Below are 26,770 nucleotides of genomic sequence, written 5' to 3'. Positions count from 1 at the left end.
AAATGTCAAATGGGTTGGTCAGCAGCCTGAGTTCCCTCAAAGAGAGGGAACTGTCAGGTAAGAAATCAGAACTTCTGGGAGATACTGAATTTAATGTTACGCCCAACCCCAGAAAAGGATTCACTGAGGTATGGGTAATAATCATGATTAAACAGGTTATTTACCGTTACACGGGCTTCAAGACCTTGCTGAAAATCAGGTTGCCAGCTGGCGAATAAACCGTGCAGAACGTAACCTTGGCTTTTGGGTATTGACCAGAGTACTGCCATGGGATCGCCATCTTTAGGCGATCGATCTTGCTTACGGACAAAATCGCCAGTCCAGCCCATAGATATCTGCCATTGAGGGATTTTTATGCCTAACATGGCGCGGGCAGCGGTGGGTGGAATTTCCGCAATCCAGGTTTTATTACCCCAAGGATCGCGTGGTGAAGCATCTCTCTGACCACGGATAGTTGAATAAGAAAGTTTTCCAAACAGGTAATCGCTGTCGTAGAAAGTCTCGATTTCCAGCCCCTGAATGGTGTATCCCGGTAAATTACGGTAGTTGGATAAAGGCTTTCCACAATCCGGTAATTTACACACGACTCCACGACGGACAAATATTTCATCCTTGCCTCTATTTCGGAATAAAGTCGTACGGATTTGCAAGCTATCTTGGTCTGCCAGCAGGTTATTGAAATTCAGAATCGCACCGAAGCGTAAACCCGTCATTCTTTCTACGTCTAAATTACGGCTGGTGGCCGTGATACTCGCTTGTGCATATTGCATTTCATACTGTTCATCCACGAGTGGAGCTCGCCATGTCCGGCTGACATCCGAGAATAATGACAGGTTTTGCGTTGCTTTCCATATGATACCTAAATGTGGAGACCAACCAGTATAGGTGACGCTGCTGTAATCATGGCCTACATTTGGTGAGCTATCATTGTAGATTGCCGCGATATTGGGTTTGCCGGTATTGGTGATATGGTCATAGCGGACACTGGGGGTCACAGTAACGTTGCCGATAACCATTTCATCTTGTAAATAGAAGCTGTTCGTTTTTTGCTCGCCTGAAGGCATGTAGGTTGGCTGGAAATAGCCATGGTTATATTCAGGTTTTTTGTCTTTGCTTTTATCATGCATAAGGGTATTACGTTGATTTTTATGCCAACGAGCGCCAACGAGTAATGTGTGTTCTATTGGCCCGGTTATAAAAACACTTTTGTTATTGATATCTGCTAAGTTATCCACATAGTCGATCCAGCTTCCATTTCCTAATGAACCAATAAAACCGCTGTGGGCTTTTTCAGAGCGTTTATCATGCTGTGCTGTTTTCGAATAGGCATAGGTTGCTGTCAGGTTAAGTAACGGATTGTCTTCTGGTGCGATATTCCACTTGGCGGTGTAGTTTTGATCCGTTTGATCACGATAAACCAACTTACGGCGCCAGGCTTCATGCCAACCATATTTTTCAACCTCGGATTCTGACGGAACGACTATTTCATCGCGTTTTGCTGCCCATGGTTGCCAGCCAGCAGAATCAGAACGCATAGCGGAAAGCGTCAATGTATTGGCATCGTTCAGGTAAAAATTCGTTTTCAATAAATAGGATGCCTGATCACTTTTAGAGAAAGCAAAACGGGTGCCATCTGGCCGTTTAATATTGCCGCCATCTCGTTTGCTCATATATAACAGGCCGTCAGCGAAGCCTTCTACTGTCCGGCCATAAACTGCGCTGCTATAAATATTTTGGCGGTCATTGGTGTGATAACTGTATTTTAGCAATCCACCAAAATCTTCTCCTGGCTGTAACAGGTCACTAGCATCTTTGGTGACAACTTTGACTGTTCCGCCAAATCCTCCGTTACCATCAAGTAGGTTATGTGGGCCTTTATCGACATCGACTCGTTTGATTAATTCCGGCTCAATAAAGATAGATCCCTGGCGATATTTTTCGAAGCTTTTTGGTGCATCATCCAGTGTGATTTTGATGTCTTCTGTATCACCCATTCCCCAGATATTCAGAGTTTGACCGCCTGGACGGGGCGAGCCTGACATAGAAACCCCAGGGAGTTGGTTGAGTAACTCGGCGATATTGTCTGCTTGGGTACGCTCAATATCTGATTTTCTTAATACAGAACTTCCAGCGCTGACGCTATTGTTTAACTCTCCAATAACGGAAAGTGCGGGCAGGGCAATCACTTTCTCTGATTTTTCTAACTGTTCTGCGGTTTTCTGTGTTTCATTCTCCTGTGCTGTCAGATAACCGGGCAGACCTGCACTAAGAATAATCATGCCTGATAAGGCATAACGAATAGTGCGATTGATTTGTTGTGTAACCATTGTGGCTGAGCTTTTTTGCAGTTTCCCGCTATTTTTAATTGTCATAATCACCTTTGAAATGTCACTAAATAAAAAAGTTGTATCCAACAGGTCACTTAACGAAGGGAATCGGGCAGAAGAAAGTTAATAACGGAATTAACTTTTTTCCGATTGATCTTTATTATAGTTAACTGTATATTTATACAGTCTATGGTGGTTGGTCAAAGTAAAATGCGAAAGATTATTCATGTGGATATGGACTGTTTCTACGCAGCTATTGAAATGCGTGATAATCCGTCATTCCGTCATATTCCGATAGCTGTTGGTGGCAGTGCAGATAGACGAGGTGTTATCAGCACGGCTAATTATCCTGCCCGTCGTTTCGGGGTACATAGTGCAATGTCTACCGCAATGGCGCTGAAACGGTGTCCTCAGCTCAACGTTCTTCCGGGGCGTATGGCTCTGTATAAAGAGGTTTCCCAGCATATCCGTCAGATATTTTCTCGTTATACTGAGCGAATAGAACCTCTTTCACTGGATGAAGCCTATTTGGATGTCACTGATAGCCATCATTGTTATGGATCCGCCACGCTTATCGCCCATGAAATCCGTAAATCTATTTTTGATGAACTGCAACTGACGGCATCAGCCGGTATTGCATCGGTAAAATTTCTGGCAAAAATCGCTTCTGATATTAATAAACCGAATGGGCAATATGTGATTTCACCTGATCAAGTGTCTGAGTTTGTTAAAACTTTACCTCTGAAAAAAATTCCGGGTGTCGGCAAAGTCACGGTGCAACGTCTGAAAGATATGGGGCTGGAAACCTGTGCTGATGTACAAAAATATGATGTGATTGCTCTGGTGAAACGGTTGGGAAAATTTGGTCAGGTACTTTGGGATCGGTGCCACGGTATTGATGAGCGGTTGGTTCGTTCGGATTGTCTGCGAAAATCGGTTGGGGTGGAGCGGACACTGGCGAAGGATATTCACCATTGGGAACAGTGCACTGAACTGATAGAAAGTTTGTATCTGGAGTTGGAAAAACGCTTGAGCGCAGTCAAACCTGATCTGCGGATTGCCCGTCAGGGAGTTAAATTGAAATTTGATGATTTTCAACTGACAACTCAGGAACATGTCCACCCAATACTGGATAAACCGGATTTACTCCAATTGGCTCAGAAAGCATGGGCATCCCGGCGAGAAGGGCGAGGAGTTCGCTTAGTGGGCCTGCATGTAACTTTGCTGGACCCACAAATTGATCGGCAACTTTTGCTTGAGTGGTAATTCCCCTGCTACTACATCGGAGCAGGGGAGATTTGATTAAGATTTTTCAGGAATAGCTTTTAGGACTGCGGTCAGCAGCTGCCAATATTGACCAACACTTTTGATGTGAACTTGTTCGTCAGGGGAGTGAGCGCCTGTGATAGTTGGCCCGATAGAGACCATATCCATATCAGGATAAGGTTTCTTAAACAAACCACATTCCAGCCCTGCGTGAATCACCATAATATTGGGTGTTTTATCGAACAGCTGTTGATAAGTTTCACGTACCAGGTGCATAACCGGAGAATTCGCATCCGGCTGCCAGCCTGGATAATTGCCTTTAGCGATAATTTCAGCATTTGACAGTTTAGCTAGGGAACTGAGCATGCCTATAATATAAGATTTACCACTGTCGATAAGCGAACGGATCAGACAAATAATATTGACCTTATCCTGTTCCATGGCCACAACGCCCACGTTGAGAGAAGTTTCTACTACGCCTTTGATGATATCACTCATACGGATAACGCCGTTGGGTGTACTGTTCAGCAGTGGGATAAAACGGTTCTGGCAATCATCAGTCAGTGCCTGAATATCGGTTTCAACCTCTTCCAGCAATACAGTCAGATTTTTCTCGACGATGACATATTCATTTTTCAGGATGCCCAGGTAGTTATCTTTCAGTTGGGTCAGCCGCGCTGTTTTATCTGCGGGGACGGCAACAATAACATGACCTTCACGTGGAATGGCATTACGCAGCGTACCACCCTGGAACTCAAGCAGTTTTAGCGCCAGTTCCTCAGTATGGGCAGTAAGGAATCGTGCCAGTAGTTTGTTGGCATTACCCAGCCCTAAATGAATATCACAACCGGAATGCCCGCCTTTCAGACCTTTGATGGTGAGTTTTAGTGTTTTGTAGTGAGCTGGAACCGTTTCACGGGTAAGTGCTAACGTTGTGGTGAAATCGATACCTCCGGCACAACCCATGTAGATTTCGCCTTCTTCTTCTGAATCGGTATTGATTAAAATATCAGCCTGTAGCCAGCCCGGTTGCAGGCCAAAAGCACCATCCATTCCGGTTTCTTCTGTCATGGTCAGTAAAACTTCCAGAGGACCATGTTTTACATTGTCATCAGCCAGCACTGCCAATGCTGATGCCAGGCCAATACCATTATCTGCACCTAATGTTGTACCCTGTGCAGTAACCCATTCACCATCAATATAAGGACGGATAGGATCTTTGGTGAAGTCATGTTCTGTATCGTTGTTTTTCTGTGGCACCATATCAAGGTGAGCTTGCAGAACAACGGCTTTACGATTTTCCAACCCTTTACTGGCGGGCTTTCTGAGCAGAATATTGCCAACTTGATCGCGTTCAACGTGCAAGCCTTTTTCCTGCGCCCATTGAACAATATGGGTTGCCAGCGCTTCTTCATGATAAGAAGGGTGAGGAATAGAGCAGATTTTGGCAAAGATGTCCCACAGAGGCTGAGGGGATAATTGTGATAGTTCTGACACGACGAATCTCCTGTGACTGCATCTCAATAAGATGGAAATATTACTCTCTACCAGAGACATAGGTTTTATTATTACAAGTGATTAACGCTTTGATGCTATTGAGCTCAGAATACCACTTTATTTTGGTAAGAATAATGTGATTCATCGATTCCCTGTTTCCGCTGGTTTTTGCTGGTCTAAATCACTATAATCTCGCGCAACTTTTTCTGTGAAAACTCTTTTCTGAAAATATTCTTAAGTTGCCGGGACCCATTCTTATGAGCGAAAAATATGTCGTAACCTGGGATATGTTGCAAATACATGCCCGTAAATTGGCACAACGTTTACTCCCTGTCGAACAATGGAAAGGTATCATTGCTGTGAGTCGGGGTGGTCTTGTCCCCGGCGCTCTCTTGGCGCGTGAATTGGGTATCCGTCATGTAGATACTGTCTGTATTTCCAGCTATGATCATAATAATCAACGCGATTTGCAAGTGCTGAAAAAAGCAGAAGGTGATGGTGAAGGTTTCATCGTTGTAGATGATCTGGTTGATACTGGGGGCACCGCTCAGGTTATTCGTGATATGTATCCAAAAGCGCATTTTGTGACTATTTTCGCCAAACCGGCAGGTCGTCCTCTTGTTGATGATTATGTTGTTGATATTCCCCAAGATACTTGGATCGAGCAACCTTGGGATATGAGCGTAGTATTTGTTCCGCCAATTTGTGAAAGTAAATAAAATCAGCATTTGTTATGGCAAATCAAAATCTTTCAGAATCACTTTTTAAGCCAAGACAAAAGCATCAGGAAACTTCCACGCTGGTAAAGCACCGCCATCCCCGGCTGATTGCAGGTAATTACAATACGTTGGATGGTAATAGCCACGGGCGCTGGTATCGCATGATTAACCGGCTGATGTGGATTTGGCGGGGAGTTGATCCTTTCGAGATAGAAGAAGTCTTGTGCCGGATTGCCATGGCAAACGCTCAACGCAGTGATGATAATTTACTGGATACGGTGGTTGGGTATCGTAAAGGTAATTGGATTTTTGAGTGGTCACATCAGGCGATGCTGTGGCAACAGAGAGCGTTACAGACAGAACAGACCGCAGAGGCGGGCAATTTCTGGTTGAAAGCGGCCAATCTGTATAGCATCGCCGGTTATCCTCATCTCAAAGGGGATGATCTGTCTCAGCAGGCCGGTGTTTTGGCGAATAAAGCCTATGAAAATGTGGCCCGTTGCTCTGATTATCAGTTGAGGAAGATAGAGTTCAAACTGAAAGAGGGTGGTTGTGTCACTGGCTTTCTGCATTTGCCTCAACGACCACAAGGACCCTCTCCAACTATTCTGGTGTGTGGTAGCTTAGATAATTTGCAAAGTGATTATTATCCGTTATTCCGTGATTATCTGGCGCCTTTGGGATTTGCCATGCTGACGGTGGATATGCCTTCAGTGGGTTACTGCTCACGTTTGCGGTTGACACAGGATACTTGTACTCTTCATCAACAAATAATCCATCAACTGAGTGACATCCCTTGGATTGACCATACTCGGGTTGGCGTTTTTGGCTTCCGTTTTGGTGCTAATATTGCTGTCCGCCTGGCATATTTGGAATCTAAACGTATCAAAGGTATTGCGACTTTTGGCGCTATTGTCCATGAGTGGCTCAATAGCGCTGAACGCCAGCAAAATGCTCCTGTGATGTATCTCGATATGTTTGCCAGCCGGATGGGTATTTATAATGTGGATGAAAATGCGTTTCGCCTCGAACTTGGTTGTTATTCCCTTAAAAAACAAGGCCTGTTAGGCCGACGTTGTTCGGTTCCTATGCTAGCGGGTTACTGGCAGAATGATATTTTCAGCCCGAAGGAAGAATCGAAACTGATAGCAATGTCATCAATGGACAGTAAATTATTGACTATTCCGGCAACGCCTGTTTACAGCAGCTTCAATAAGGCATTACAGGAAGCCAGCCAATGGTTGAAAAATAAAATGGGTTAGTTGAAATTGATGGCAATAAGTTTATTTTGAACTCACATTTTTTCAATTTATCGTTATGCCTGTTGGCATAACGCTTCTCTCCTGCTAAAACTGAATGCTGTTTTTTCAAATTAAATATAACGGCAAAAATATGATGAATGGTCGCCAAACATTGGTTGTGAAGCTGGGGACAAGTGTATTGACCGGCGGCTCTCGTCGTCTGAACCGGGCTCGTATTGTAGAGCTGGTACGCCAATGTGCTCAACAACATGAAAAAGGCCACCGTATTATTATTGTAACTTCCGGTGCTATTGCGGCTGGCCGTGAACATCTGGGATATCCGGATTTACCTGCAACTATTGCTTCTAAGCAATTGCTGGCGGCAGTAGGTCAGAGCCGGTTGATTCAGCTGTGGGAACAGTTTTTTTCTATTTACGGTATTCATGTTGGTCAAATGTTACTGACCCGTGCGGATTTAGAAGATCGGGAGCGTTTTTTAAATGCCAGAGATACCTTAAATGCCCTGCTTGATAATCGCATTGTTCCTATAATCAATGAGAATGATGCGGTTGCGACCGCAGAAATTAAAGTAGGTGATAATGATAATTTATCTGCACTGGCAGCAATTCTAGGTGGAGCAGATAAACTGTTATTATTGACTGATATTGAAGGGCTATATACTGCTGATCCGCGCAGTAATACCAATGCAGAACTTATTCCCGAAGTTTATGACATCAGTGACGAATTACGTATGGTTGCCGGTGATAGCGTTTCTGGTTTAGGGACGGGTGGAATGGCGACTAAGCTTCAGGCTGCGGGTATTGCAGGCCGGGCCGGTATTGATGTCATTATTGCTGCCGGTAACAAACCTGATGTTATCGCGGATGTTGTTGAAGGTAATCCGGTTGGGACTCGCTTTCATGGGCTGGAAAGCCCGATGGAAAATCGCAAGCGTTGGATTTTTGGTGCCCCTCCTGCCGGTGAAATTATTGTTGATCACGGTGCTGAAACCGCAATCTGTGAAAAAGGCAGTTCTTTGTTGCCGAAAGGGATTAAAAATATTAAAGGTGATTTCTCCCGTGGAGAGGTTATCTGTATTCGTAGCCTGTCTGGTAAGGATTTAGCGCACGGTGTTTGCCGTTATAACAGTGATGCTTTGCGTTTGATTGCAGGCCACCATTCACAGCAGATAAACCAAATTCTCGGTTATGAATATGGCGCTGTTGCAGTTCATCGTGATGACATGATTGTGAGTTAAGGATTCATAATGTTAGAACAAATGGGAAAGGCCGCCAGAGAAGCCTCATGGCAACTGGCACAGCTAAGTACAAAACAGAAAAATCAGGTATTAATCCACATTGCCGATTTGCTGGAGCAGAAAAGTACAATCATTCTCGAAGCTAATCAGCTTGATATGGCTCAGGCTCGTGAACAGGGAATGAATGAAGCGTTGCTGGATCGTCTGCTGCTGACACAAGAACGTTTGGCAGCGATAGCGAACGATGTTCGCCAGGTGTGCCGTTTATCTGACCCGGTAGGGCAAGTCATTGATGGTAGCTTGCTTGACAGTGGTTTGAAGTTAGAACGTTGCCGTGTACCGCTTGGTGTGATTGGGGTGATTTATGAAGCCCGTCCTAATGTCACTATTGATGTTGCATCTTTGTGTTTGAAAACAGGCAATGCCGTTATTTTGCGTGGTGGTAAAGAAACTCATAACACCAATCAGGCAACAGTGAAAGTCATTCAGCAGGCACTTGAGCAGAATGGGTTACCTGCCGCAGCAGTGCAGGCGATAGATAAACCGGATCGTGAATTAGTTACTCAGCTACTGAAAATGGACCGTTATGTGGATATGCTGATTCCACGCGGTGGCGCTGGGTTGCATAAGCTGTGCCGCGAGCAGTCAACCATTCCGGTTATTACCGGTGGTATCGGTGTCTGCCATACTTTTGTCGATGAAAGTGCTGATTGCGATAAGGCATTGACTGTCATTACTAACGCTAAGGTTCAACGCCCAAGCGCCTGTAATGCTTTGGAAACGTTGCTGGTACATCAGAAGATCGCGGCAGATTTTCTGCCTGTACTGAGTAGGAATATGGCAGGACAAGGTGTTACCCTTCATGCGAGTAAATCAGCAATGGAATTTTTGCGGGAAGGCCCTGCAAAAGTCGTGGATGTGACAGAAGCAGATTACCGTGATGAGTGGTTATCTTTGGATATGAATGTGGAAATTGTCAGTGATATTGACCGGGCAATTAACCATATCCGTACATACGGCACATCCCATTCTGATGCGATTCTGACTCAATCTTTGCACAATGCTGACTATTTTGTTCGTCAGGTAGATTCTGCGGCGGTTTATGTGAATGCCAGCACGCGTTTTACTGATGGTGGCCAGTTTGGTTTGGGGGCGGAGGTTGCCGTCAGTACTCAGAAACTGCATTCCCGTGGTCCAATGGGATTAGATGCGCTGACTACGTATAAGTGGGTTGGTTATGGAGATAGTTTAATCCGTAAGTAATCGGTTTATTGTTACCCCAAAAGTGTGTCTGATTAATTGATATATCGGTAGGATCGTGCTTTGGGGTAGCTTTTTCCATATAGATTACTTTTTGATTTTACGTTGATGTAAAGTTTTGGTTACTATAGCTGTTAATCTATTTTTAATGATGAAATTTACCAAGGATATCAGGCAATGAACCCAATATTGTTTATTGTAGGTGCGCGTGGGGCAGGAAAAACGACGATTGGAAAGCGATTAGCCAATGAATTATCGTACACATTTATTGACACCGATCATCATATCCAACAAATCAGTAATATGACCATTGCGGATATTGTTAACCAGCAAGGGTGGCAACAATTTCGACAATTGGAAACTAAGGCTTTACAACAAGTTAGTCAAAGTAACCGGGTTATTTCCACTGGCGGTGGGATTATTCTTTCAACCGAAAATCGCCAATATATGCGACAAAATGGTACGGTGATTTATCTTCAGACTTCTGCTGACATATTGGCTGAACGATTAATGCAGCAGCCGGAAAGCACTCAACGCCCTAGTTTAACTGGGAAATCTATTGTTGAAGAAATGGAAGAAGTCCTTACCGCCAGAGAAAATCTCTATTGTGAGTGTGCAGATCATATTATTGATGCGCAACTTTCACCGGAAAGAATTATAGCTTGTGTGAAAGAAATTATTCTTCCCAGAAGAATATCCTGACACTTTTTATTTAAGAAAATAAAAATATTACAGTATCAGATGATAAATAATATCTGGCAGATTCGACTAATAAGTGCAATTTTTCAAATGGGTTGAGATGCGAATATGTTGTTTAAATTTCTAAAGTTTGTTTTTCGTTTAATGTTCCGTTTGACGATAGAAGGAGATATTAAACAATTTACCTACCCAAAATGCCTTATCACACCTAATCATGTCTCTTTTCTTGATGGTGTTTTGCTAACACTTTTCTTACCTGTTAAGCCGGTATTTGCTGTTTACTCCAGCATTGCAAACCGGGGTTTTATGAAATGGGTAAGGCGCTATATTGAAATAGTTCCTTTGGATCCGATAAATCCAATGGCCGTCAGGGGGCTGGTCAAAGAAATAGGTAAAGGAAGACCGGTAGTTATCTTCCCTGAAGGACGAATTACAGTTACGGGTTCTTTAATGAAAATCTACGATGGGGCGGCTTTTATTGCTGCTGTATCGGGAGCAATGGTGGTGCCTGTTCGCATTGAGGGGTTGGAACAAACGATATTCAGCCGATTAAAAGGTATCTTCAAACTTCATCTTTTTCCGAAGGTGACAATAAAAATTCTGCCTGCCACGCAATTGCCAATGCCGGATGCGCCTAACGCAGAACAGAGACGCCGTTTGGCGGGAGAACGTTTGCATGAAATCATGATGAGTGCCCGAATGGGGACTCGCCCGCAAGAAACAATGTTTGAATCTTTACTGGTTGCACAAAAGCGATTTGGCCGCTTTAAGCCCTGCATTGAAGATGCTTCTTTTAAAGAAGATAGCTATAACAGTTTGCTTAAGAAAACGCTGGGTATTAGCCGTATTCTGCAACGTTTTTCCTGTCGGAATGAACGGATTGGTTTTCTTTTACCAAGTTCCACTATTATGGCAGCGGCTATATTTGGCACCTCTTTGAGAGGAAGAGTTCCCGCTTTGTTAGACTATACCGCCGGCAGTTATGGGCTGAAAAATGCCATAACAACCGCCAGTATCAAAACGATTGTGACGTCCCGGCAGTTTCTGGAAAAGGAGCAGTTAACGCATTTATCTGAACAGGTTACTGAGGTTAACTGGGTTTATCTTGAGGATTTGAAAGGTACAGTGACTTTTCTGGATAAATTATGGATCTTGTGGCACCTCTTTTTCCCGAAACAAGCGATGGTGGCACAAAAACCCGATGATGATGCATTAGTGTTGTTTACGTCCGGTTCAGAAGGTGTACTAAAAGGTGTGGTTCATAGTCACGCTAGTTTGTTGGCAAATGTGGAACAGATAAAAACCATTACTGATTTCAATCCACTTGACCGTTTTATGTCTTCTGTGCCCCTGTTTCATGCATTTGGACTGACTGTTGGCCTATTTACCCCGTTGTTGACGGGTAGCCGGGTATTCCTTTACCCAAACCCACTGCACTATCGAGTGGTGCCAGAATTGGTATATGAACGTAACTGTACCATATTATTGGGTACATCTACTTTCCTGGAGAATTATGCCTGTTTTGCCCATCCCTATGATTTCGCACGTCTTCGCTGTGTAATGGCGGGTGTTGAAAAGCTTGCTGAGAACACTAAACATGTTTGGCAAGATAAATTCGGGATCCGTATTCTGGAAGGGTATGGAATGACAGAATGTGCGTCTGTCGTTGCATTGAATGTGCCAATGATGGCTAAAGTCGGTACTGTTGGGCGAATTTTACCGGCAATGGAGTTCCGTTTGATTCCTGTGGCAGGTATTAGGGAAGGGGGACGTTTGCAACTGCGTGGCCCGAATGTTATGAAAGGGTATCTGAGGGGGGACGATCCAAATCATTTGGAACGTCCATCGGCAGAAGATGAGCATGGGTATATTCAGTGTGGCTGGTTCGATACTGGAGATATTGTTTCACTTGATGAACAAGGATTCTGCACTGTTCTTGGTCGGGTGAAGCGTTTTGCTGAACTGTCAGACGAAATAGTGTCACAGGACAGTGGAGAAACTTGCATTGCAAGCCTCTCCTAATGCCATACATGTTGCTACAGTTAAGCGTGATCTATAGCAGAGGAGAAATATTAATGCTGTTCACTACTGATTTGGAACTTGAATACTCATTACTACTTCAAACTGCTCAGGAATAATAATCGTGAATGTATCCTCTGTTGTTGCTCAACCGCTATTAACCCGTGGTATGAAAGCCGTATTGGCATCACAGTTTTTTTCGGCTTTTGCAGATAATGCTCTGTTGTTTGCGATTCTGGCACAGTTGAAAGCCCAGTTTTACCCTGACTGGAGCCAGCCGATATTACAGATAGTGTTTGTCCTTGCGTATATCCTGTTGGCACCTTTTGTCGGGCGAATAGCAGATCGTTTTCCCAAAGGTCGTGTGATGCTGTTTGCCAATAGCTTCAAGCTATTAGGCGCGCTGAGTATTTGCCTGGGTTATGATCCATTTTTTGGCTATGCTTTGGTTGGGATGGGTGCAGCAGCATATTCACCGGCCAAATACGGAATTTTGGTTGAATTGACAGATGGTGATCGCTTGGTAAAAGCGAATGGTTTGCTGGAGGCTTCAACTATAGCGGCTATTCTTACCGGTTCTGTGGCGGGTGGTTTTTTGTCTGATTGGAGCTTGACCGCCGCATTATTGACTTGTGCGCTGATGTATGGCATTGCTGTCATTGTTAATTTCTTTATCCCGCAATTATCGCCAGCCTGTCAGGGTAAAGGCTGGAGTCTGAAAAAGATGCTGACAGATTTTACTTCAGCCTGTTGTATTCTTTGGCATAACAAAGAAGCACGATTTTCTTTGGTTGGAACCAGTTTGTTCTGGGGGGCGGGGATCACACTGAGATTTCTGTTGGTTTTATGGGTGCCTGTTGTTTTGGGAATTGTTGATAACAGCACGCCAACAGTACTTAATGTGATGGTTGCTATCGGGATTATTATCGGCGCAGGGGTTGCCGCCCGTTTTATCACACTGAAAACCGTCCGCCGTTGTATGCCTGCCGGTATTTTAATTGGTGTGATGGTAGTGATTTTTGCTGTTCAGCAGAGTCTTTGGGCTTCTCACGTTATACTCATTATTCTTGGCATTTTTGGCGGCCTGTTTATTGTTCCGCTGAATGCATTATTGCAGGAAAGCGGCAGGCAAACGGTTGGGGCCGGTAATGCAATCGCAGTACAGAATTTGGGTGAGAATACCGCCATGTTACTGATGCTTGGCCTATATTCACTGGTCATTAAAATAGGTGTCCCGGTTGTTATAGCAGGGGTAGGTTTTGGTGTGATATTGACTTTGACAATCACCGGATTGTGGATTTGGAATCAGTTTCAGAAAAATTGATCTTTTACTGGATAAAAGGTGTGTTTATGGATGAAAAAATTCTGACTCAGCTTAGTATTGAACTGGGAATGAAACTGAGACAGCAGAAATTGTGGGTGACCTGTGCTGAATCTTGCACAGGTGGCTGGCTGGCAAAAGCAATTTCAGATATTGCCGGTAGCTCTGCTTATTTTGACCGGAGCTTTGTGACATACAGTAATAAAGCCAAACATCAGATGCTGGGTGTATCAGAAACCACCTTACAGCAATATGGCGCTGTCAGTGAACAGGTTGTGAAAGCGATGGCAGCAGGGGCATTGAAAGCAGCGCAGGCAGATCTTGCGGTTTCTGTCAGTGGTATTGCCGGGCCCGATGGTGGAAGCGACGAAAAGCCTGTTGGCACAGTGTGGTTTGGGTTTGCATACCGCACAGTAAATGGGATAGACGTTGTATCCCGTCATTGTTGTTTTAACGGTGACCGAAATGAAGTACGCCTTCAATCTGCAATTTATTCTTTGAAGACATTGTTATCAGAGATTATAAAAAATTAGCTTGATGCTGTATGACTATACAGTATAATTGCAGGCGACATTTTGGTATTAAAAATTATTCATCGGCAGTGAGGTAACCCTTTCATTGCTTACGAGGGAGTAAAAATGGCTATTGATGAAAATAAACAAAAAGCACTGGCAGCGGCACTGGGCCAAATTGAAAAACAGTTTGGTAAAGGTTCCATTATGCGTCTGGGCGAAGACCGTTCAATGGACGTTGAAACTATCTCCACTGGCTCACTGTCACTGGATATTGCATTAGGTGCTGGTGGCTTGCCGATGGGACGCATTGTCGAAATCTATGGCCCGGAATCTTCTGGTAAGACAACGCTGACATTACAGGTTATTGCGGCAGCACAGCGTGAAGGTAAAACTTGTGCGTTTATTGATGCTGAACACGCCCTTGATCCTGTCTATGCGAAGAAACTGGGTGTTGATATTGACAACCTGTTGTGTTCTCAGCCAGACACAGGAGAACAGGCTCTTGAGATTTGTGATGCGTTGACACGTTCCGGTGCGGTTGATGTCATTATTGTCGACTCCGTTGCGGCTTTAACACCAAAAGCTGAAATCGAAGGAGAAATCGGTGATTCTCATATGGGGTTAGCTGCTCGTATGATGAGTCAGGCAATGCGCAAACTGGCGGGTAACCTGAAAAGCTCCAATACACTTTTGATCTTTATCAATCAGATCCGGATGAAAATTGGTGTTATGTTCGGTAACCCTGAAACCACAACCGGTGGTAATGCGCTGAAATTCTATGCTTCTGTACGTTTGGATATTCGCCGTATTGGTTCTGTGAAAAATGGTGAAGAAGTCGTTGGTAGCGAAACCCGTGTTAAGGTTGTGAAAAACAAAGTGGCAGCGCCATTTAAGCAAGCAGAATTCCAGATTATGTACGGTGAAGGCATCAACACTTATGGTGAATTGATCGACTTGGGTGTGAAACATAAACTGGTGGAAAAAGCCGGTGCGTGGTACAGCTACAATAGCGATAAAATTGGTCAGGGCAAAGCGAATGCAACTATCTACCTGAAAGAACACCCTGAAATTGCTACTGAGCTAGATAAGAAATTACGTGAAATGCTGCTACATAATACTGGAGAATTCAGCAGCGCTGCTTCTGATTATGAAGACAACGAAAACAAAGAGTTGAATAACGAAGAATTCTAATCTGATTATATTGATAGCCTGTATTCTGGTATTAAAGCTATAAAAGTTTTGTCACCAAACTTATAACCGCGTTAATAATGACGCGGTTTCTTCTCTCAGAAAGCCAGTATTATCCATATTATGCGATCATGCTTTCAGAAAATACCCAGACGATTTACAATACTGCCAGCGAATGGATGTATCTGGGATTTTACTTCTAATGGAAGAAATTTTATCTTATCCCCACTTTGTTTATTCGTGAGTTGAAAATAGGTGATGAAATATTCCACCTAACCAATTCATAAATCTGTTTTTTCCAGCTTGATTTCGGGACAATTATGAGCAAAAGCACCGCTGAGATCCGTCAAGCGTTTCTCGACTTTTTTCATACTAAAGGGCATCAGGTAGTACCAAGCAGTTCTTTGGTGCCAAATAATGACCCAACACTGTTGTTTACCAACGCAGGGATGAACCAGTTTAAGGATGTATTTCTTGGGCAGGACAAAAGATCTTATTCCCGAGCAACAACTGCTCAGCGTTGTGTTCGTGCCGGTGGTAAACATAATGATTTAGAAAACGTAGGTTACACCGCACGTCATCATACTTTCTTTGAAATGCTGGGTAATTTTAGTTTTGGTGATTACTTCAAACATAATGCGATTGGCTATGCTTGGGAACTTCTGACAGGCAAGGATTGGTTCAATTTGCCTAAAGAAAAATTATGGGTGACTGTCTATCAGACTGATAATGAAGCCTATGATATCTGGCAAAATGAAGTTGGAATACCAGCAGAAAGAATTATCCGTATTGGTGATAACAAAGGTGCACCTTATGCATCAGATAACTTCTGGCAAATGGGTGATACCGGTCCTTGTGGCCCTTGTACTGAAATTTTTTATGATCATGGTGATCATATCTGGGGTGGGCCGCCAGGAAGTCCAGAGGAAGACGGTGACAGGTATATTGAAATCTGGAACATCGTCTTTATGCAGTTCAATCGTCATGCTGATGGCACGATGGAACCGTTGCCAAAACCATCCGTAGATACCGGTATGGGGCTGGAGCGTATCGCTGCGGTATTGCAGCATGTTAATGCCAACTATGAGATTGATCTGTTCCGTGAGTTGATTGCTGCTGTGGCGGGTGTTACTGGTGCTACAGATGATCTGAGTAATAAATCTCTGCGGGTTATTGCTGACCACATCCGTTCATGTGCGTTCCTGATTTGTGATGGCGTTATTCCTTCCAATGAAAACCGTGGTTATGTTCTGCGCCGTATAATCCGCCGGGCTATTCGTCACGGTAACATGTTGGGTGCTAAAGATACCTTCTTCTATAAATTGGTTGCTCCATTGATAGAAGTGATGGGCGCGGCGGGAGAAGAACTTAAGCGTCAGCAAACTATTGTTGAGCAGGTTTTGAGAACAGAGGAAGAGCAATTTGCCCGTACTCTGGAGCGCGGTCTTCAATTACTGGACGATGAGTTATCAAGACTGTCCGGTGATATTCTGGATGGTGAAACCGCTTTCCGTCTGTACGATACCTATGGTTTTCCTGTGGATTTAACCGCTGATGTTTGCCGTGAGCGTAATATTAAGGTGGATGAAGACGGTTTTGCCGCTGCAATGGAAAACCAGCGTCGTCGGGCCCGTGAATCAAGTGGTTTCGGGACTGATTATAATGAATTGATCAAAGTTGATGAACGCAGTGATTTCTCTGGCTACGATCATAACGAACAGCAGGCAGCAGTTACAGCGATCTTCCGTAATGGCGAATTAGTCAATCAAATTCAAGCGGGTGAAGAAGCGATTATTATACTGGATAAGACCACTTTTTACGCTGAGTCCGGTGGGCAAGTTGGTGACTGGGGTATTCTGAGCAATGATGATTGTGCTTTTGATGTTACTGATACACAAAAATACAGTCAGGCTATCGGTCACATCGGTAAGCTTGCAAAGGGTACCTTAAGCGTAAACCATAAGGTCAATGCTGTTATTGATATAGAACGTCGTGATGCAATCCGTTTGAATCATTCAGCAACCCATCTGTTACATGCTGCATTACGTCAGATTTTGGGTGAACATGTATCTCAGAAAGGCTCCTTGGTTAATGATAAATATCTCCGCTTTGATTTTTCTCATTTTGAAGCAATGAAGCCGGAGCAGATCCGTCAGGTTGAGGATTTGGTTAATGCCGAAGTTCGTCAGAATTCACCGATCGTGACTGAATTGATGGATCTGGAAGCAGCAAAAGCCAAAGGTGCTATGGCACTGTTTGGTGAAAAATACGAAGAGCAAGTTCGTGTACTGTCAATGGGGAATTTTTCCACTGAATTATGTGGCGGGACTCATGCAAGCCGTACTGGTGATATTGGTTTATTCCGTATTACTGCTGAATCCGGAACTGCTGCGGGTATCCGTAGGATTGAAGCAATTACAGGTAAAAAAGCGTTGGAATCTGTGCACCAACAAGCTAATTTGCTCCAGGATATTGCTCAATTGGTGAAAAGTGATATCAATAACCTGAGTGAAAAAGTACGGGTAACACTGGATAAAACCAAAGCACTGGAAAAAGAGCTCCAACAGCTTAAAGATCAACAAGCTACACAGGAAAGCTCTTCTTTGACAAGTAAAGCGAAAGACTTTAACGGTGTGAAGTTGCTGGTTAGTCAGTTAAGTAATACAGAGCCTAAAATGCTGAGAACTATGGTTGATGATCTAAAAAATCAACTGGGTTCAGCAATTATTGTGCTTTCTACTATAAGTGATGATAAAGTCAGCCTAATTGTTGGTGTCACAAAGGATCTGACTGCTAGAATAAAAGCAGGTGAGTTAATTTCTTCTGTAGCTCAACAAATCGGTGGTAAAGGTGGTGGTCGCCCTGATATGGCCCAAGCAGGTGGTTCTGATGTTAAAGCGTTGCCGTCTGCTTTGGATAGCGTGGAAGAGTGGGTAGCATCGCGGCTTACCTGAATTACCTGAGTTTAGAGGGCACCATGATAGTTGTTTTTATGGTGCCTTGAAATCTTGTTGTGAAATTGTTAAAAGGTTGAGCGCACATTTATTTATTTTGGCTAAACTATATATGTAGGAAATGCGCTCAAAATTGCTTATACTTTAAGCATATAACATTGTTTTACGTTTTCACGGTGTTTGGATGGATAATAGCGGGGAAACCTAAAGACCCGACTCTTTTAAATTTTCAAGGAGCAAAGAATGCTTATTCTGACTCGTCGAGTTGGTGAAACGCTCATGATAGGCGATGAGGTAACAGTTACAGTACTGGGGGTTAAAGGTAACCAAGTTCGTATTGGTGTAAATGCCCCTAAAGAGGTTTCTGTTCACCGTGAAGAAATTTATCAGCGGATTCAGGCCGAAAAATCTCAGCCAACAACTTATTGATTCTAAGTTGGCGTCCTATGTCAGAACCGGGCGCCATTTTTGAGGTATTCCATCTCTAAATTAGTAGTTTATTCCCTTTATTCTTAAGTTCTTTCCTATCTTCCCATCTTTTTTGTTTTTCTATCGTAAGAAAAGGCAACGTCCATGAGGCTATTGTGGGAAATAATGGCTTGCATACATTTGAATTGAAAGCAGGATAATTTATTGCTGGCAAAATACACTTTTTGTCGTCAAACCATCCATCTTGTGCGTGAAGTATCCAAACAAACACAGGTTTAGAAAAATTGTTTGACTTATAAGTCTGGGAAAGTAATATGTGCGCCACGCAGTGACGAGGAGCTTAAATAAAAGTTCTGAGCCACAGTTCGAAAAATAGCTCGAAAGAAAGCGTACGGTGAGATGGCCGAGAGGCTGAAGGCGCTCCCCTGCTAAGGGAGTATGCGGTCAAAAGCTGCATCGAGGGTTCGAATCCCTCTCTCACCGCCATTTTAAGACCATGCATCCATAGCTCAGCTGGATAGAGTACTCGGCTACGAACCGAGCGGTCGGAGGTTCGAATCCTCCTGGATGCACCATATTTAACCTTGAGATGCAATCATCTAAGGTACCATTCAGGTAATCAAAGCAACTACTGCCTTTTACCAGAGTAACAAACTGACCATGCATCCATAGCTCAGCTGGATAGAGTACTCGGCTACGAACCGAGCGGTCGGAGGTTCGAATCCTCCTGGATGCACCATATTAACCTTGAGATGCAATCATCTAAGGTACGATTCAGGTAATCAAAGCAACCGCTGTCTTTTACCAGAGTAACAAACTGACCATGCATCCATAGCTCAGCTGGATAGAGTACTCGGCTACGAACCGAGCGGTCGGAGGTTCGAATCCTCCTGGATGCACCATATTAAGAGCCCCGTCTAAAAAGCGGGGCTTTTTCCTTATCTGTATTGCTGTCATCAACCTGCCCCTTGTATCGCACTGAAATACTTTTGCTTATATATCTAATCAGCGACAATTTGGCTTGTTTAAGATAAAGTAAACCCTTATAAAAATTCTTCTAAAACACTACGGGAGGTCGAATTGATCCCGGACGTATCAAAGGCTCTATCATGGCTAGAGGCGCATCCGACAATTTTAAAGGGAATTCGTCGCGGTGTTGAGCGTGAAACATTGCGTGTTACTTCAGATGGTGATTTGGCAGCAACGGAGCATCCTAAAGCACTTGGCGCAGCGCTTACGCACAAATGGATTACGACTGATTTTGCAGAGTCATTGTTAGAATTCATAACACCAGTTGATGATGACATAAAATATACTATTTCATTTCTTAGCGATATTCATCGTCATACGGCGCGTGTTCTGGATAAAGAAAAAATGTGGCCTTTGAGTATGCCATGCTTTATTGATGCGGAAGAGAACATTACTTTGGCTCAGTATGGTACATCGAATATTGGTCGCTATAAGACGTTATATCGTGAAGGGCTGAAAAACCGTTATGGCGCTTTGATGCAGACCATATCTGGGGTTCATTACAATTTTTCATTGCCGATTGAGTTTTGGCAGGCATGGGCTGGCGTTGAAGATGCAGAGAGCGGTAAAGAGCGGATCTCTGATGGTTATTTCCGTTTGATCCGCAACTACTATCGTTTTGGATGGGTGATCCCATACTTGTTTGGCGCTTCTCCAGCAATTTGTTCTTCATTCTTGCGTGGCAGAGAGACTTCCTTGCCTTTTGAGCGCATAGAAAATGGAGCTTGCTATCTGCCTTATGCTACTTCATTAAGAATGAGTGATCTGGGATACACCAATAAATCACAACGTGATCTGAATATTACGTTTAATAACCTTCGTACCTATGTTGAAGGGCTGAAAAAAGCGATTCACAAGCCGTCTGACGAGTTTGCTAAGTTGGGTATTAAGCAAGGTGACAAATATATTCAGCTCAATACAAACATCTTACAGATTGAAAATGAGTTGTATGCGCCAATCCGGCCTAAACGTGTTGCAAAAGGGAATGAATCGCCTTCTGATGCTTTACTACGTGGAGGGGTGGAATATATCGAAGTTCGCTCATTAGATATTAATCCATTTGCCGCGATTGGGGTCAATGAAACACAAATTCGCTTTCTTGACCTATTCTTAATATGGTGTGTGCTTGCTGAAGCGCCGGAAATGAGTAGTGATGAGTTGGAGTGTTGCCGTAAAAACTGGAATAGAGTGATCCTTGAAGGGCGTAAACCAGCGCAAATGATTGGCTTTGGTTGTGGCAGCGTGGAGGAACCATTAGCTAAAGTTGGCAAAGAATTATTCAATGACTTGAAACGGGTTGCTGAAATACTGGATAGTTGTTCTGGTACGAAATATCGGAAGGTTTGCGAAGAATTGATTACTATGTTTGATGATTCATCACTGACTTTATCGGCTCGTGTGCTGGAAGAAATGAAGACTCAGGGTATTGGTGGCTTTGGGCTGGAATTGGCAGATAGATATCATCAGCAATTAATCAATGAAAAATATGAGGTTATTAGCGACGAACAGTTCGCTATAGAACGCAGGGCTTCCGTGGAGCGACAAGACGCGTTGGAATATGAAGATACCATCAGTTTTGATGAATATCTGAAACAACAGGCAGGATGCTAGAGGAGAAAATGGCCACGAACAAGAGTGGCCAAATAAAACTTCTGGAAAAATAGGAATGGTAATAATTGCGCGTCTTTCATTCTTTACGACCGGTGGTAGATGAAAAGGTTTCATTTGCTTGTAAAAAAATCTGAATTTTTTGTGGAGATGAAGAAATGCCTTTACTAGATAGTTTTACTGTTGACCATACCCGTATGGCTGCACCAGCTGTAAGAGTTGCTAAGACCATGAAAACGCCTCATGGTGACACCATCACAGTTTTTGATTTACGCTTCTGTGTGCCAAATAAAGAGGTTATGCTTGAGAAGGGTATTCATACACTTGAGCATTTGTTTGCTGGTTTTATGCGTAACCACCTCAATGGTGATGGTGTTGAAATTGTTGATATATCGCCAATGGGATGCCGAACTGGTTTTTATATGAGCCTGATTGGTGCGCCAGCAGAAATACGTGTAGCTGAAGCGTGGAAAGCTGCAATGGCCGATGTATTGAAAGTGAAAGATCAGAGTCAGATCCCAGAGCTAAATATTTATCAGTGCGGTACTTATCACATGCATTCACTGACAGAGGCTCAGGATATTGCCCGCCATATTCTTGATTCAGATGTTCGTGTTAATAAGAATGATGAACTGGCATTGCCAGAAGAAAAGCTAACAGAATTGCATGTATAGTTTATAACAGCGATGATATTTCGGATTTTTTCGATGAGATGTTAGCAGGAATATACCGTTGGGGGGTGTAGCACATACCTCCAACGGTATGGATTTTAAGTGATCATTTAAGCTGTTTGTGCTTTTTGTCCAGCAAGTTGGTTAACGGGCGTGACTCGAACTTGTTTAATGACATTATCGTTCACAGAAAGCACTTCAAAATTATATTTGCCAATTTGCACTTGTACATTCAGTGCAGGCATTTCTCCTAACTCTTCAAGCACCATACCATTAACAGTTCGTGGTCCATCAACAGGTAACGCCCAGTCAAAAGCTTTATTTAATTCGCGGATGTTGGCTGTCCCATCAACTAAAATAGTACCGTCGCTTTGGGGGGAAACTTCTTCAGCCAGAGATGGAGACATTGATGTTGTAAAATCACCGACAATCTCTTCGAGGATATCTTCAACAGCCACCAATCCCTGAATATCACCGTATTCATCAACGATAAGCCCGGCTTTCTCTTTATTGCGTTGGAAGTTTACCAATTGAACATTAAGTGGAGCGCTGATCGGAATATAGTAAATTTTATCCGCTGCTTTAATTAGGTTTCTTTTGGTGAACTCTTTTTTTTCCGTCATCAGTCGATAAGCTTCACGTACACGGAGCATACCAATAGCATCATCAAGTGAATCACGATAAAGCACGATCCGGCCATGAGGTGAATGAGTTAACTGACGTATGATGGATTTCCAGTCATCATTAATATCAATACCAACAATTTCATTACGGGGAACCATAATGTCGCCGATGGTGACTTTTTCCAAGTCTAAAATTGAAATCAGCATATCCTGATTTTGCCGTGATAGCTTGGCATTTGATTCATTCACAATAGTGCGTAATTCATCTTTACTAATTGCATCACTGTGACCAGTAGTGTGTTTGATGCCAAGGCAGCGCATTAACAATAAGGTAATTCTATTTAGCAGCCAAACTAACGGCATCATGATTTTTTGTAATGGGCGCAGCAGGAAACTGCTCGGAAAAGCGATTTTTTCAGGATAGAGGGCGGCTATAGTCTTTGGCATAACTTCAGAAAATATCAGCACGGTAAAGGTCAGAACACCTGTTGCGATAGCGACCCCAGTATCACCATAAAGGCGCATACCAATAATGGTAGCGAGTGCTGAGGCTAGAATATTAACCAAATTGTTGCCGATAAGAATCAGGCTTATGAGCCGGTCAGGATGACGAAGCAATGCTTCAACTCTGCGTGCAGAGCGGTTTCCTTGCTTCGCCAGATGACGTAAGCGGTAGCGATTCAGTGTCATCATACCGGTTTCAGAAGCGGAGAAGTACGCTGAAACGAGAAGCATAATGACTAAAATAATAATTAATGTGCTTGTTGAGACATGCTCCAAGGCAGAATTCCTTCCAAATATTGATGCTGATTGGACATCGTGTTTTTAATAAATCATGATTTCTTGCAATAATCGATTGCCAAAATAGGCAAGCGTCAGGGTAAATGCACCAATCAGATTAAACCAGATAACTCGTTTACCACGCCATCCATCATGGTAGTGGCCCCATAATAAAACAATGTAGACAAACCACGCGATGATAGACAGAACTGCTTTATGGATATTTTCCTTACTGAAAATATTATCCATATAGAGGATGCCGGTACAGAGTGTCAGAGTCAGTAATATTACGCCAACCTGAGTGATATGAAACATTTTACGTTCGATGAACATCAGTGGGGGCATATTCGAAGTAAAAGTCAGTTTTTTATTTTTAAGCTGATGATCCAGCCACCCAAGCTGTAAAGCATACAGTGCCGCGATAAGCAAAGTCGCATAGCCGAGCAGAGCCAAGCCAATATGAATAGATAATTCAAGGTTGGCTTCCAGGTGAGTAATGAATTCACCGGGCATAAGGCTGGCTAATGCCAGATTTATCATGGCAAAACTATAGACAATCGGCAGTAGAAACCAGGCCCGGCCATGGGAAGCGACAATTGTCATTATGATACAAATAAGTAAGCTGACAAGAGAACCCAGGTTCAAGAGTGTGAGGTTTTGCCCACTGCTGACGTGAAAGATCTTGTATTTAAGCGCAATGGCATGACAAATTAAAGCGACAATCGCTGAAAGCAATGCCAGCCTGCGGTATCCATTCGGTTTTCGCAGTAAGCTAGGAATAATCAGTACCAAGCTGAGTAAATAAGCGAATAAAGCAATTATAGAGAATACTGGCATAGCGTTAGTCGTTTTAGCGATAATTTCAGGTGAATTAAAGCTTAAGTATAGCGCCAGCAAGGGTAGCCTCCAACCGTTGTTAATCATCCGTGCGAATCTCTGTGCAGAGATCCCTTTATCATCGTGTTATAATTTTCATAATACGCTTACAGGTAGCCCATTTTTAAAAATTGAGCAGAGACAATGTTTGATAATTTAACCGACAGACTATCGCGCACATTGCGCAATATCAGTGGCCGTGGGCGACTGACTGAAGACAATATTAAAGAGACACTGCGCGAAGTTCGCATGGCTTTACTTGAGGCTGACGTCGCATTGCCTGTAGTGCGTGACTTTATTTCGTGCGTGAAAGAGAGCGCGGTAGGTCACGAAGTTAACAAAAGCCTTACCCCCGGACAGGAATTTGTCAAAATTGTTCAGAATGAACTGGTTAAGGCGATGGGGGAAGTTAACAGTGAACTGAATCTTTCCACTCAGCCTCCGGCTGTCGTATTGATGGCAGGTTTGCAAGGTGCAGGTAAAACGACCAGCGTGGCTAAACTGGGTAATTTTCTGAAAGGAAAACAAAAGAAAAAAGTTTTAGTGGTATCTGCTGACGTCTATCGTCCGGCCGCGATCAAACAGCTTGAAACGTTGGCGCAGGCAGTCGGTATTGATTTCTACCCTTCTGATGCTCAGGAAAAACCGGTCGATATCGTGACTAAAGCTGTACAGCACGCTAAGCTGAAATTTTATGATGTGCTGTTGGTGGATACTGCTGGTCGTCTGCATGTTGACGAAGCCATGATGGATGAAATCAAACAGGTTCATGAAGCCATTAATCCAGTGGAAACCTTGTTTGTTGTTGATGCTATGACGGGGCAGGATGCCGCGAATACAGCAAAAGCGTTCAATGAAGCATTGCCACTGACGGGTGTGGTGTTGACTAAAGTCGATGGTGACGCTCGTGGCGGTGCTGCTCTGTCTATTCGCCATATTACGGGAAAGCCAATCAAATTTCTGGGTGTTGGTGAAAAAACTGATGCACTGGAACCTTTCCACCCGGATCGTATTGCCTCTCGAATTCTTGGGATGGGAGATGTTCTTTCCCTGATTGAAGAGATTGAAAGTAAAGTTGATCGTACCCAAGCGGAAAAGCTGGCTTCTAAGTTAAAAAAAGGTGACGGCTTCGATTTAAATGACTTTCTGGACCAGCTTAAGCAGATGCGCAATATGGGCGGTATGGCGAGCATGTTAAGCAAAATGCCGGGAATGTCTCAGGTGCCTGATGCAGTAAAATCCCAGATGGATGATAAAGTGCTGGTGAAAATGGAAGCTATTATAAATTCCATGACGCGTAAAGAGCGGGAAAAACCAGAAATTATCAAAGGTTCCCGTAAACGCCGTATTGCCAGTGGTTCCGGTACCCAGGTTCAGGATGTTAACCGCCTGCTTAAACAATTCGACGAAATGCAGCGCATGATGAAGAAAATGAAGAAAGGCGGTCTGGCGAAAATGATGCGTGGCATGAAAGGCATGATGCCACCCGGATTTATGGGCCGTTAATTGATAAAGTCTCGAAGAATATCCACTTTGGATTGCTTTTTGCGCCAAAGTGAGTAAACTTTTCGGGCTTTTTATCTGACAGTTGGACTTCATTCCTCGATGGAGTTTGGTTGTTTTGTTAACTAATGAGGATGTTATGGTAACAATTCGTTTAGCTCGTGGCGGCGCAAAAAAGCGTCCGTTTTATCAAGTAGTCGTGACCGATAGTCGCAACCCGCGTGATGGTCGCTTTATTGAGCGCGTTGGCTTCTTCAACCCTATCGCAACAGGGAAAGCAGAAGTACTGCGTTTAGATCTGGACCGCATTGAACATTGGATGGGTCTGGGTGCAACTGTGTCTGATCGTGTTTCTTCACTGATCAAAGACGCTAAAAAAGCAGCTTAATCTGTCGCGGTGGTAACTATGAGCAAGCAAACCAGCCTTGAACTTCCTGTGAGTCCAATCGTATTGGGAAAACTGGGTTCAACTTATGGTATTCGTGGTTGGCTCAGAGTTTTTTCTTCCACCGAACATGCCGAAGACATTTTTGAGTATCAACCGTGGTTTATCCAACGGGCAGGTCGGTGGCAACACATCGAACTGGAAGCCTGGAAACACCACAATCAGGATATGATCGTCAAAATTAAAGGTATTGATGATCGAGATGCAGCGAATTTACTGATTAATTGCGAAATTACCGTAGATTCAGCGCAACTACCGGAACTGGATGTGGGTGATTACTACTGGAAAGACCTGATGGGTTGCCAGGTAGTAAGCACAACAGGTTATAGCCTGGGTACTGTCAATGACATGATGGAAACCGGTTCTAATGATGTAATGGTAGTTAAAGCAAACCTGAAAGATGCATTCGGTGTCAAGGAACGGTTGATTCCGTTTCTTGATGGGCAGGTTATCAAGAAAGTCGATCTCGCTACTCAAACTATTGAAGTAGATTGGGATCCTGGTTTTTAAACTCCGGTTATAAACGGTTTAAATGAGTGGGA

General features: G+C 43.5%; 20 protein-coding genes, 4 tRNA genes and 1 pseudogene. 21 read left to right on the top strand and 4 right to left on the bottom strand.

The window, feature by feature from the left end; all coding sequences use genetic code 11:
• Nucleotides 1-65: 65 nt before the first annotated feature.
• Nucleotides 66-2,372, bottom strand: coding sequence for a TonB-dependent hemoglobin/transferrin/lactoferrin family receptor (locus ACUN2T_RS20220; RefSeq protein WP_445494715.1), 2,307 nt, complete (start codon nt 2,370-2,372; stop codon nt 66-68).
• A gap of 165 nt (nt 2,373-2,537) precedes the next feature.
• Between ACUN2T_RS20220 and dinB the strand changes: the two genes are divergently transcribed.
• Entirely contained in the window at nt 2,538-3,593 is a 1,056-nt protein-coding gene (gene dinB, locus ACUN2T_RS20215; protein ID WP_445494713.1) for a DNA polymerase IV, read from the top strand.
• Nucleotides 3,594-3,629: 36 nt separating this feature from the next.
• On the opposite strand, the gene pepD is transcribed toward dinB, so the two are convergent.
• The gene (gene pepD, locus ACUN2T_RS20210; RefSeq protein WP_445494711.1) at nt 3,630-5,090 is read right to left on the bottom strand and encodes a beta-Ala-His dipeptidase; all 1,461 of its coding nucleotides are present in this window, start codon (nt 5,088-5,090) and stop codon (nt 3,630-3,632) included.
• 257 nt (nt 5,091-5,347) lie between these two features.
• Between pepD and gpt the strand changes: the two genes are divergently transcribed.
• From gpt to luxS, 17 genes and pseudogenes are all read left to right on the top strand, one after another.
• Nucleotides 5,348-5,809 (top strand): xanthine phosphoribosyltransferase, encoded by a 462-nt coding sequence (gpt, locus tag ACUN2T_RS20205; RefSeq protein WP_021325967.1) that lies wholly within the window; start codon nt 5,348-5,350, stop codon nt 5,807-5,809.
• Between the two features lie 14 nt (nt 5,810-5,823).
• A complete protein-coding gene (frsA, locus tag ACUN2T_RS20200; RefSeq protein WP_445494710.1) occupies nt 5,824-7,071 on the top strand; it encodes an esterase FrsA in 1,248 nt (415 codons plus the stop codon).
• Nucleotides 7,072-7,204: 133 nt separating this feature from the next.
• The gene (gene proB / locus ACUN2T_RS20195; protein ID WP_445497940.1) at nt 7,205-8,308 is read left to right on the top strand and encodes a glutamate 5-kinase; all 1,104 of its coding nucleotides are present in this window, start codon (nt 7,205-7,207) and stop codon (nt 8,306-8,308) included.
• Between the two features lie 9 nt (nt 8,309-8,317).
• The gene (gene proA / locus ACUN2T_RS20190; protein WP_445494708.1) at nt 8,318-9,571 is read left to right on the top strand and encodes a glutamate-5-semialdehyde dehydrogenase; all 1,254 of its coding nucleotides are present in this window, start codon (nt 8,318-8,320) and stop codon (nt 9,569-9,571) included.
• 174 nt (nt 9,572-9,745) lie between these two features.
• Nucleotides 9,746-10,270, top strand: a complete 525-nt coding sequence (gene aroL, locus ACUN2T_RS20185; RefSeq protein WP_445494707.1) for a shikimate kinase AroL — start codon at nt 9,746-9,748, stop codon at nt 10,268-10,270.
• Nucleotides 10,271-10,375: 105 nt separating this feature from the next.
• A pseudogene (gene aas / locus ACUN2T_RS20180) lies at nt 10,376-12,402 on the top strand (bifunctional acyl-ACP--phospholipid O-acyltransferase/long-chain-fatty-acid--ACP ligase); the annotation flags it as partial.
• 53 nt (nt 12,403-12,455) lie between these two features.
• Entirely contained in the window at nt 12,456-13,610 is a 1,155-nt protein-coding gene (gene lplT / locus ACUN2T_RS20175) for a lysophospholipid transporter LplT (protein ID WP_445497939.1), read from the top strand.
• 26 nt (nt 13,611-13,636) lie between these two features.
• A complete protein-coding gene (gene pncC, locus ACUN2T_RS20170) occupies nt 13,637-14,140 on the top strand; it encodes a nicotinamide-nucleotide amidase (RefSeq protein ID WP_445494705.1) in 504 nt (167 codons plus the stop codon).
• A 105-nt stretch (nt 14,141-14,245) separates the two neighbouring features.
• Nucleotides 14,246-15,313 (top strand): recombinase RecA, encoded by a 1,068-nt coding sequence (gene recA, locus ACUN2T_RS20165; RefSeq protein ID WP_445494703.1) that lies wholly within the window; start codon nt 14,246-14,248, stop codon nt 15,311-15,313.
• A 317-nt stretch (nt 15,314-15,630) separates the two neighbouring features.
• Nucleotides 15,631-18,264, top strand: coding sequence for an alanine--tRNA ligase (alaS, locus tag ACUN2T_RS20160; RefSeq protein WP_445494702.1), 2,634 nt, complete (start codon nt 15,631-15,633; stop codon nt 18,262-18,264).
• 243 nt (nt 18,265-18,507) lie between these two features.
• Nucleotides 18,508-18,693: a carbon storage regulator CsrA gene (gene csrA / locus ACUN2T_RS20155; RefSeq protein ID WP_002209449.1), complete on the top strand. Its 186-nt coding sequence runs from the start codon at nt 18,508-18,510 to the stop codon at nt 18,691-18,693.
• Nucleotides 18,694-19,086: 393 nt separating this feature from the next.
• Nucleotides 19,087-19,179, top strand: a tRNA-Ser gene (locus ACUN2T_RS20150).
• A gap of 12 nt (nt 19,180-19,191) precedes the next feature.
• Nucleotides 19,192-19,268 (top strand) — tRNA-Arg (locus ACUN2T_RS20145).
• 87 nt (nt 19,269-19,355) lie between these two features.
• Nucleotides 19,356-19,432, top strand: a tRNA-Arg gene (locus ACUN2T_RS20140).
• 86 nt (nt 19,433-19,518) lie between these two features.
• A tRNA-Arg gene (locus ACUN2T_RS20135) sits at nt 19,519-19,595 on the top strand.
• 178 nt (nt 19,596-19,773) lie between these two features.
• A complete protein-coding gene (gene gshA, locus ACUN2T_RS20130; protein ID WP_445494701.1) occupies nt 19,774-21,333 on the top strand; it encodes a glutamate--cysteine ligase in 1,560 nt (519 codons plus the stop codon).
• 155 nt (nt 21,334-21,488) lie between these two features.
• On the top strand, nt 21,489-22,004 hold the full coding sequence (gene luxS, locus ACUN2T_RS20125; RefSeq protein WP_445494699.1) for an S-ribosylhomocysteine lyase: 516 nt from the start codon (nt 21,489-21,491) through the stop codon (nt 22,002-22,004).
• A gap of 107 nt (nt 22,005-22,111) precedes the next feature.
• Here the strand turns inward: luxS and ACUN2T_RS20120 are convergent, their stop codons facing one another.
• Together ACUN2T_RS20120 and ACUN2T_RS20115 are read right to left on the bottom strand one after the other, a co-directional pair.
• Nucleotides 22,112-23,404: an HlyC/CorC family transporter gene (locus ACUN2T_RS20120; protein ID WP_445494698.1), complete on the bottom strand. Its 1,293-nt coding sequence runs from the start codon at nt 23,402-23,404 to the stop codon at nt 22,112-22,114.
• Nucleotides 23,405-23,449: 45 nt separating this feature from the next.
• Nucleotides 23,450-24,241, bottom strand: coding sequence for a cytochrome C assembly family protein (locus ACUN2T_RS20115; protein WP_445497938.1), 792 nt, complete (start codon nt 24,239-24,241; stop codon nt 23,450-23,452).
• Between the two features lie 183 nt (nt 24,242-24,424).
• Between ACUN2T_RS20115 and ffh the strand changes: the two genes are divergently transcribed.
• The 3 genes from ffh (at nt 24,425) to rimM (ending at nt 26,738) form a co-directional block, all read left to right on the top strand.
• The gene (gene ffh / locus ACUN2T_RS20110; RefSeq protein WP_046973686.1) at nt 24,425-25,786 is read left to right on the top strand and encodes a signal recognition particle protein; all 1,362 of its coding nucleotides are present in this window, start codon (nt 24,425-24,427) and stop codon (nt 25,784-25,786) included.
• A gap of 136 nt (nt 25,787-25,922) precedes the next feature.
• Complete coding sequence (rpsP, locus tag ACUN2T_RS20105) at nt 25,923-26,171, top strand: 30S ribosomal protein S16 (protein WP_445494697.1); 249 nt, start codon at nt 25,923-25,925, stop codon at nt 26,169-26,171.
• Between the two features lie 18 nt (nt 26,172-26,189).
• The gene (rimM, locus tag ACUN2T_RS20100; RefSeq protein ID WP_445494696.1) at nt 26,190-26,738 is read left to right on the top strand and encodes a ribosome maturation factor RimM; all 549 of its coding nucleotides are present in this window, start codon (nt 26,190-26,192) and stop codon (nt 26,736-26,738) included.
• Nucleotides 26,739-26,770 lie beyond the last annotated feature (32 nt).

This window comes from Photorhabdus machadonis (assembly GCF_052657765.1).
This window is presented reverse-complemented; position numbering and strand designations above follow the sequence as displayed.

What these genes read in the sequence shown, in the direction of transcription:
- ACUN2T_RS20220 (WP_445494715.1), bottom strand. Translation starts at nt 2,372, where the DNA reads ATGACAATTAAAAATAGCGGGAAACTGCAAAAAAGCTCAGCCACAATG.
- dinB (WP_445494713.1), top strand. Translation starts at nt 2,538, where the DNA reads ATGCGAAAGATTATTCATGTGGATATGGACTGTTTCTACGCAGCTATT.
- gpt (WP_021325967.1), top strand. Translation starts at nt 5,348, where the DNA reads ATGAGCGAAAAATATGTCGTAACCTGGGATATGTTGCAAATACATGCC.
- frsA (WP_445494710.1), top strand. Translation starts at nt 5,824, where the DNA reads ATGGCAAATCAAAATCTTTCAGAATCACTTTTTAAGCCAAGACAAAAG.
- proB (WP_445497940.1), top strand. Translation starts at nt 7,205, where the DNA reads ATGAATGGTCGCCAAACATTGGTTGTGAAGCTGGGGACAAGTGTATTG.
- proA (WP_445494708.1), top strand. Translation starts at nt 8,318, where the DNA reads ATGTTAGAACAAATGGGAAAGGCCGCCAGAGAAGCCTCATGGCAACTG.
- aroL (WP_445494707.1), top strand. Translation starts at nt 9,746, where the DNA reads ATGAACCCAATATTGTTTATTGTAGGTGCGCGTGGGGCAGGAAAAACG.
- lplT (WP_445497939.1), top strand. Translation starts at nt 12,456, where the DNA reads ATGAAAGCCGTATTGGCATCACAGTTTTTTTCGGCTTTTGCAGATAAT.
- pncC (WP_445494705.1), top strand. Translation starts at nt 13,637, where the DNA reads ATGGATGAAAAAATTCTGACTCAGCTTAGTATTGAACTGGGAATGAAA.
- recA (WP_445494703.1), top strand. Translation starts at nt 14,246, where the DNA reads ATGGCTATTGATGAAAATAAACAAAAAGCACTGGCAGCGGCACTGGGC.
- alaS (WP_445494702.1), top strand. Translation starts at nt 15,631, where the DNA reads ATGAGCAAAAGCACCGCTGAGATCCGTCAAGCGTTTCTCGACTTTTTT.
- csrA (WP_002209449.1), top strand. Translation starts at nt 18,508, where the DNA reads ATGCTTATTCTGACTCGTCGAGTTGGTGAAACGCTCATGATAGGCGAT.
- luxS (WP_445494699.1), top strand. Translation starts at nt 21,489, where the DNA reads ATGCCTTTACTAGATAGTTTTACTGTTGACCATACCCGTATGGCTGCA.
- ACUN2T_RS20115 (WP_445497938.1), bottom strand. Translation starts at nt 24,241, where the DNA reads ATGCCAGTATTCTCTATAATTGCTTTATTCGCTTATTTACTCAGCTTG.
- ffh (WP_046973686.1), top strand. Translation starts at nt 24,425, where the DNA reads ATGTTTGATAATTTAACCGACAGACTATCGCGCACATTGCGCAATATC.
- rpsP (WP_445494697.1), top strand. Translation starts at nt 25,923, where the DNA reads ATGGTAACAATTCGTTTAGCTCGTGGCGGCGCAAAAAAGCGTCCGTTT.
- rimM (WP_445494696.1), top strand. Translation starts at nt 26,190, where the DNA reads ATGAGCAAGCAAACCAGCCTTGAACTTCCTGTGAGTCCAATCGTATTG.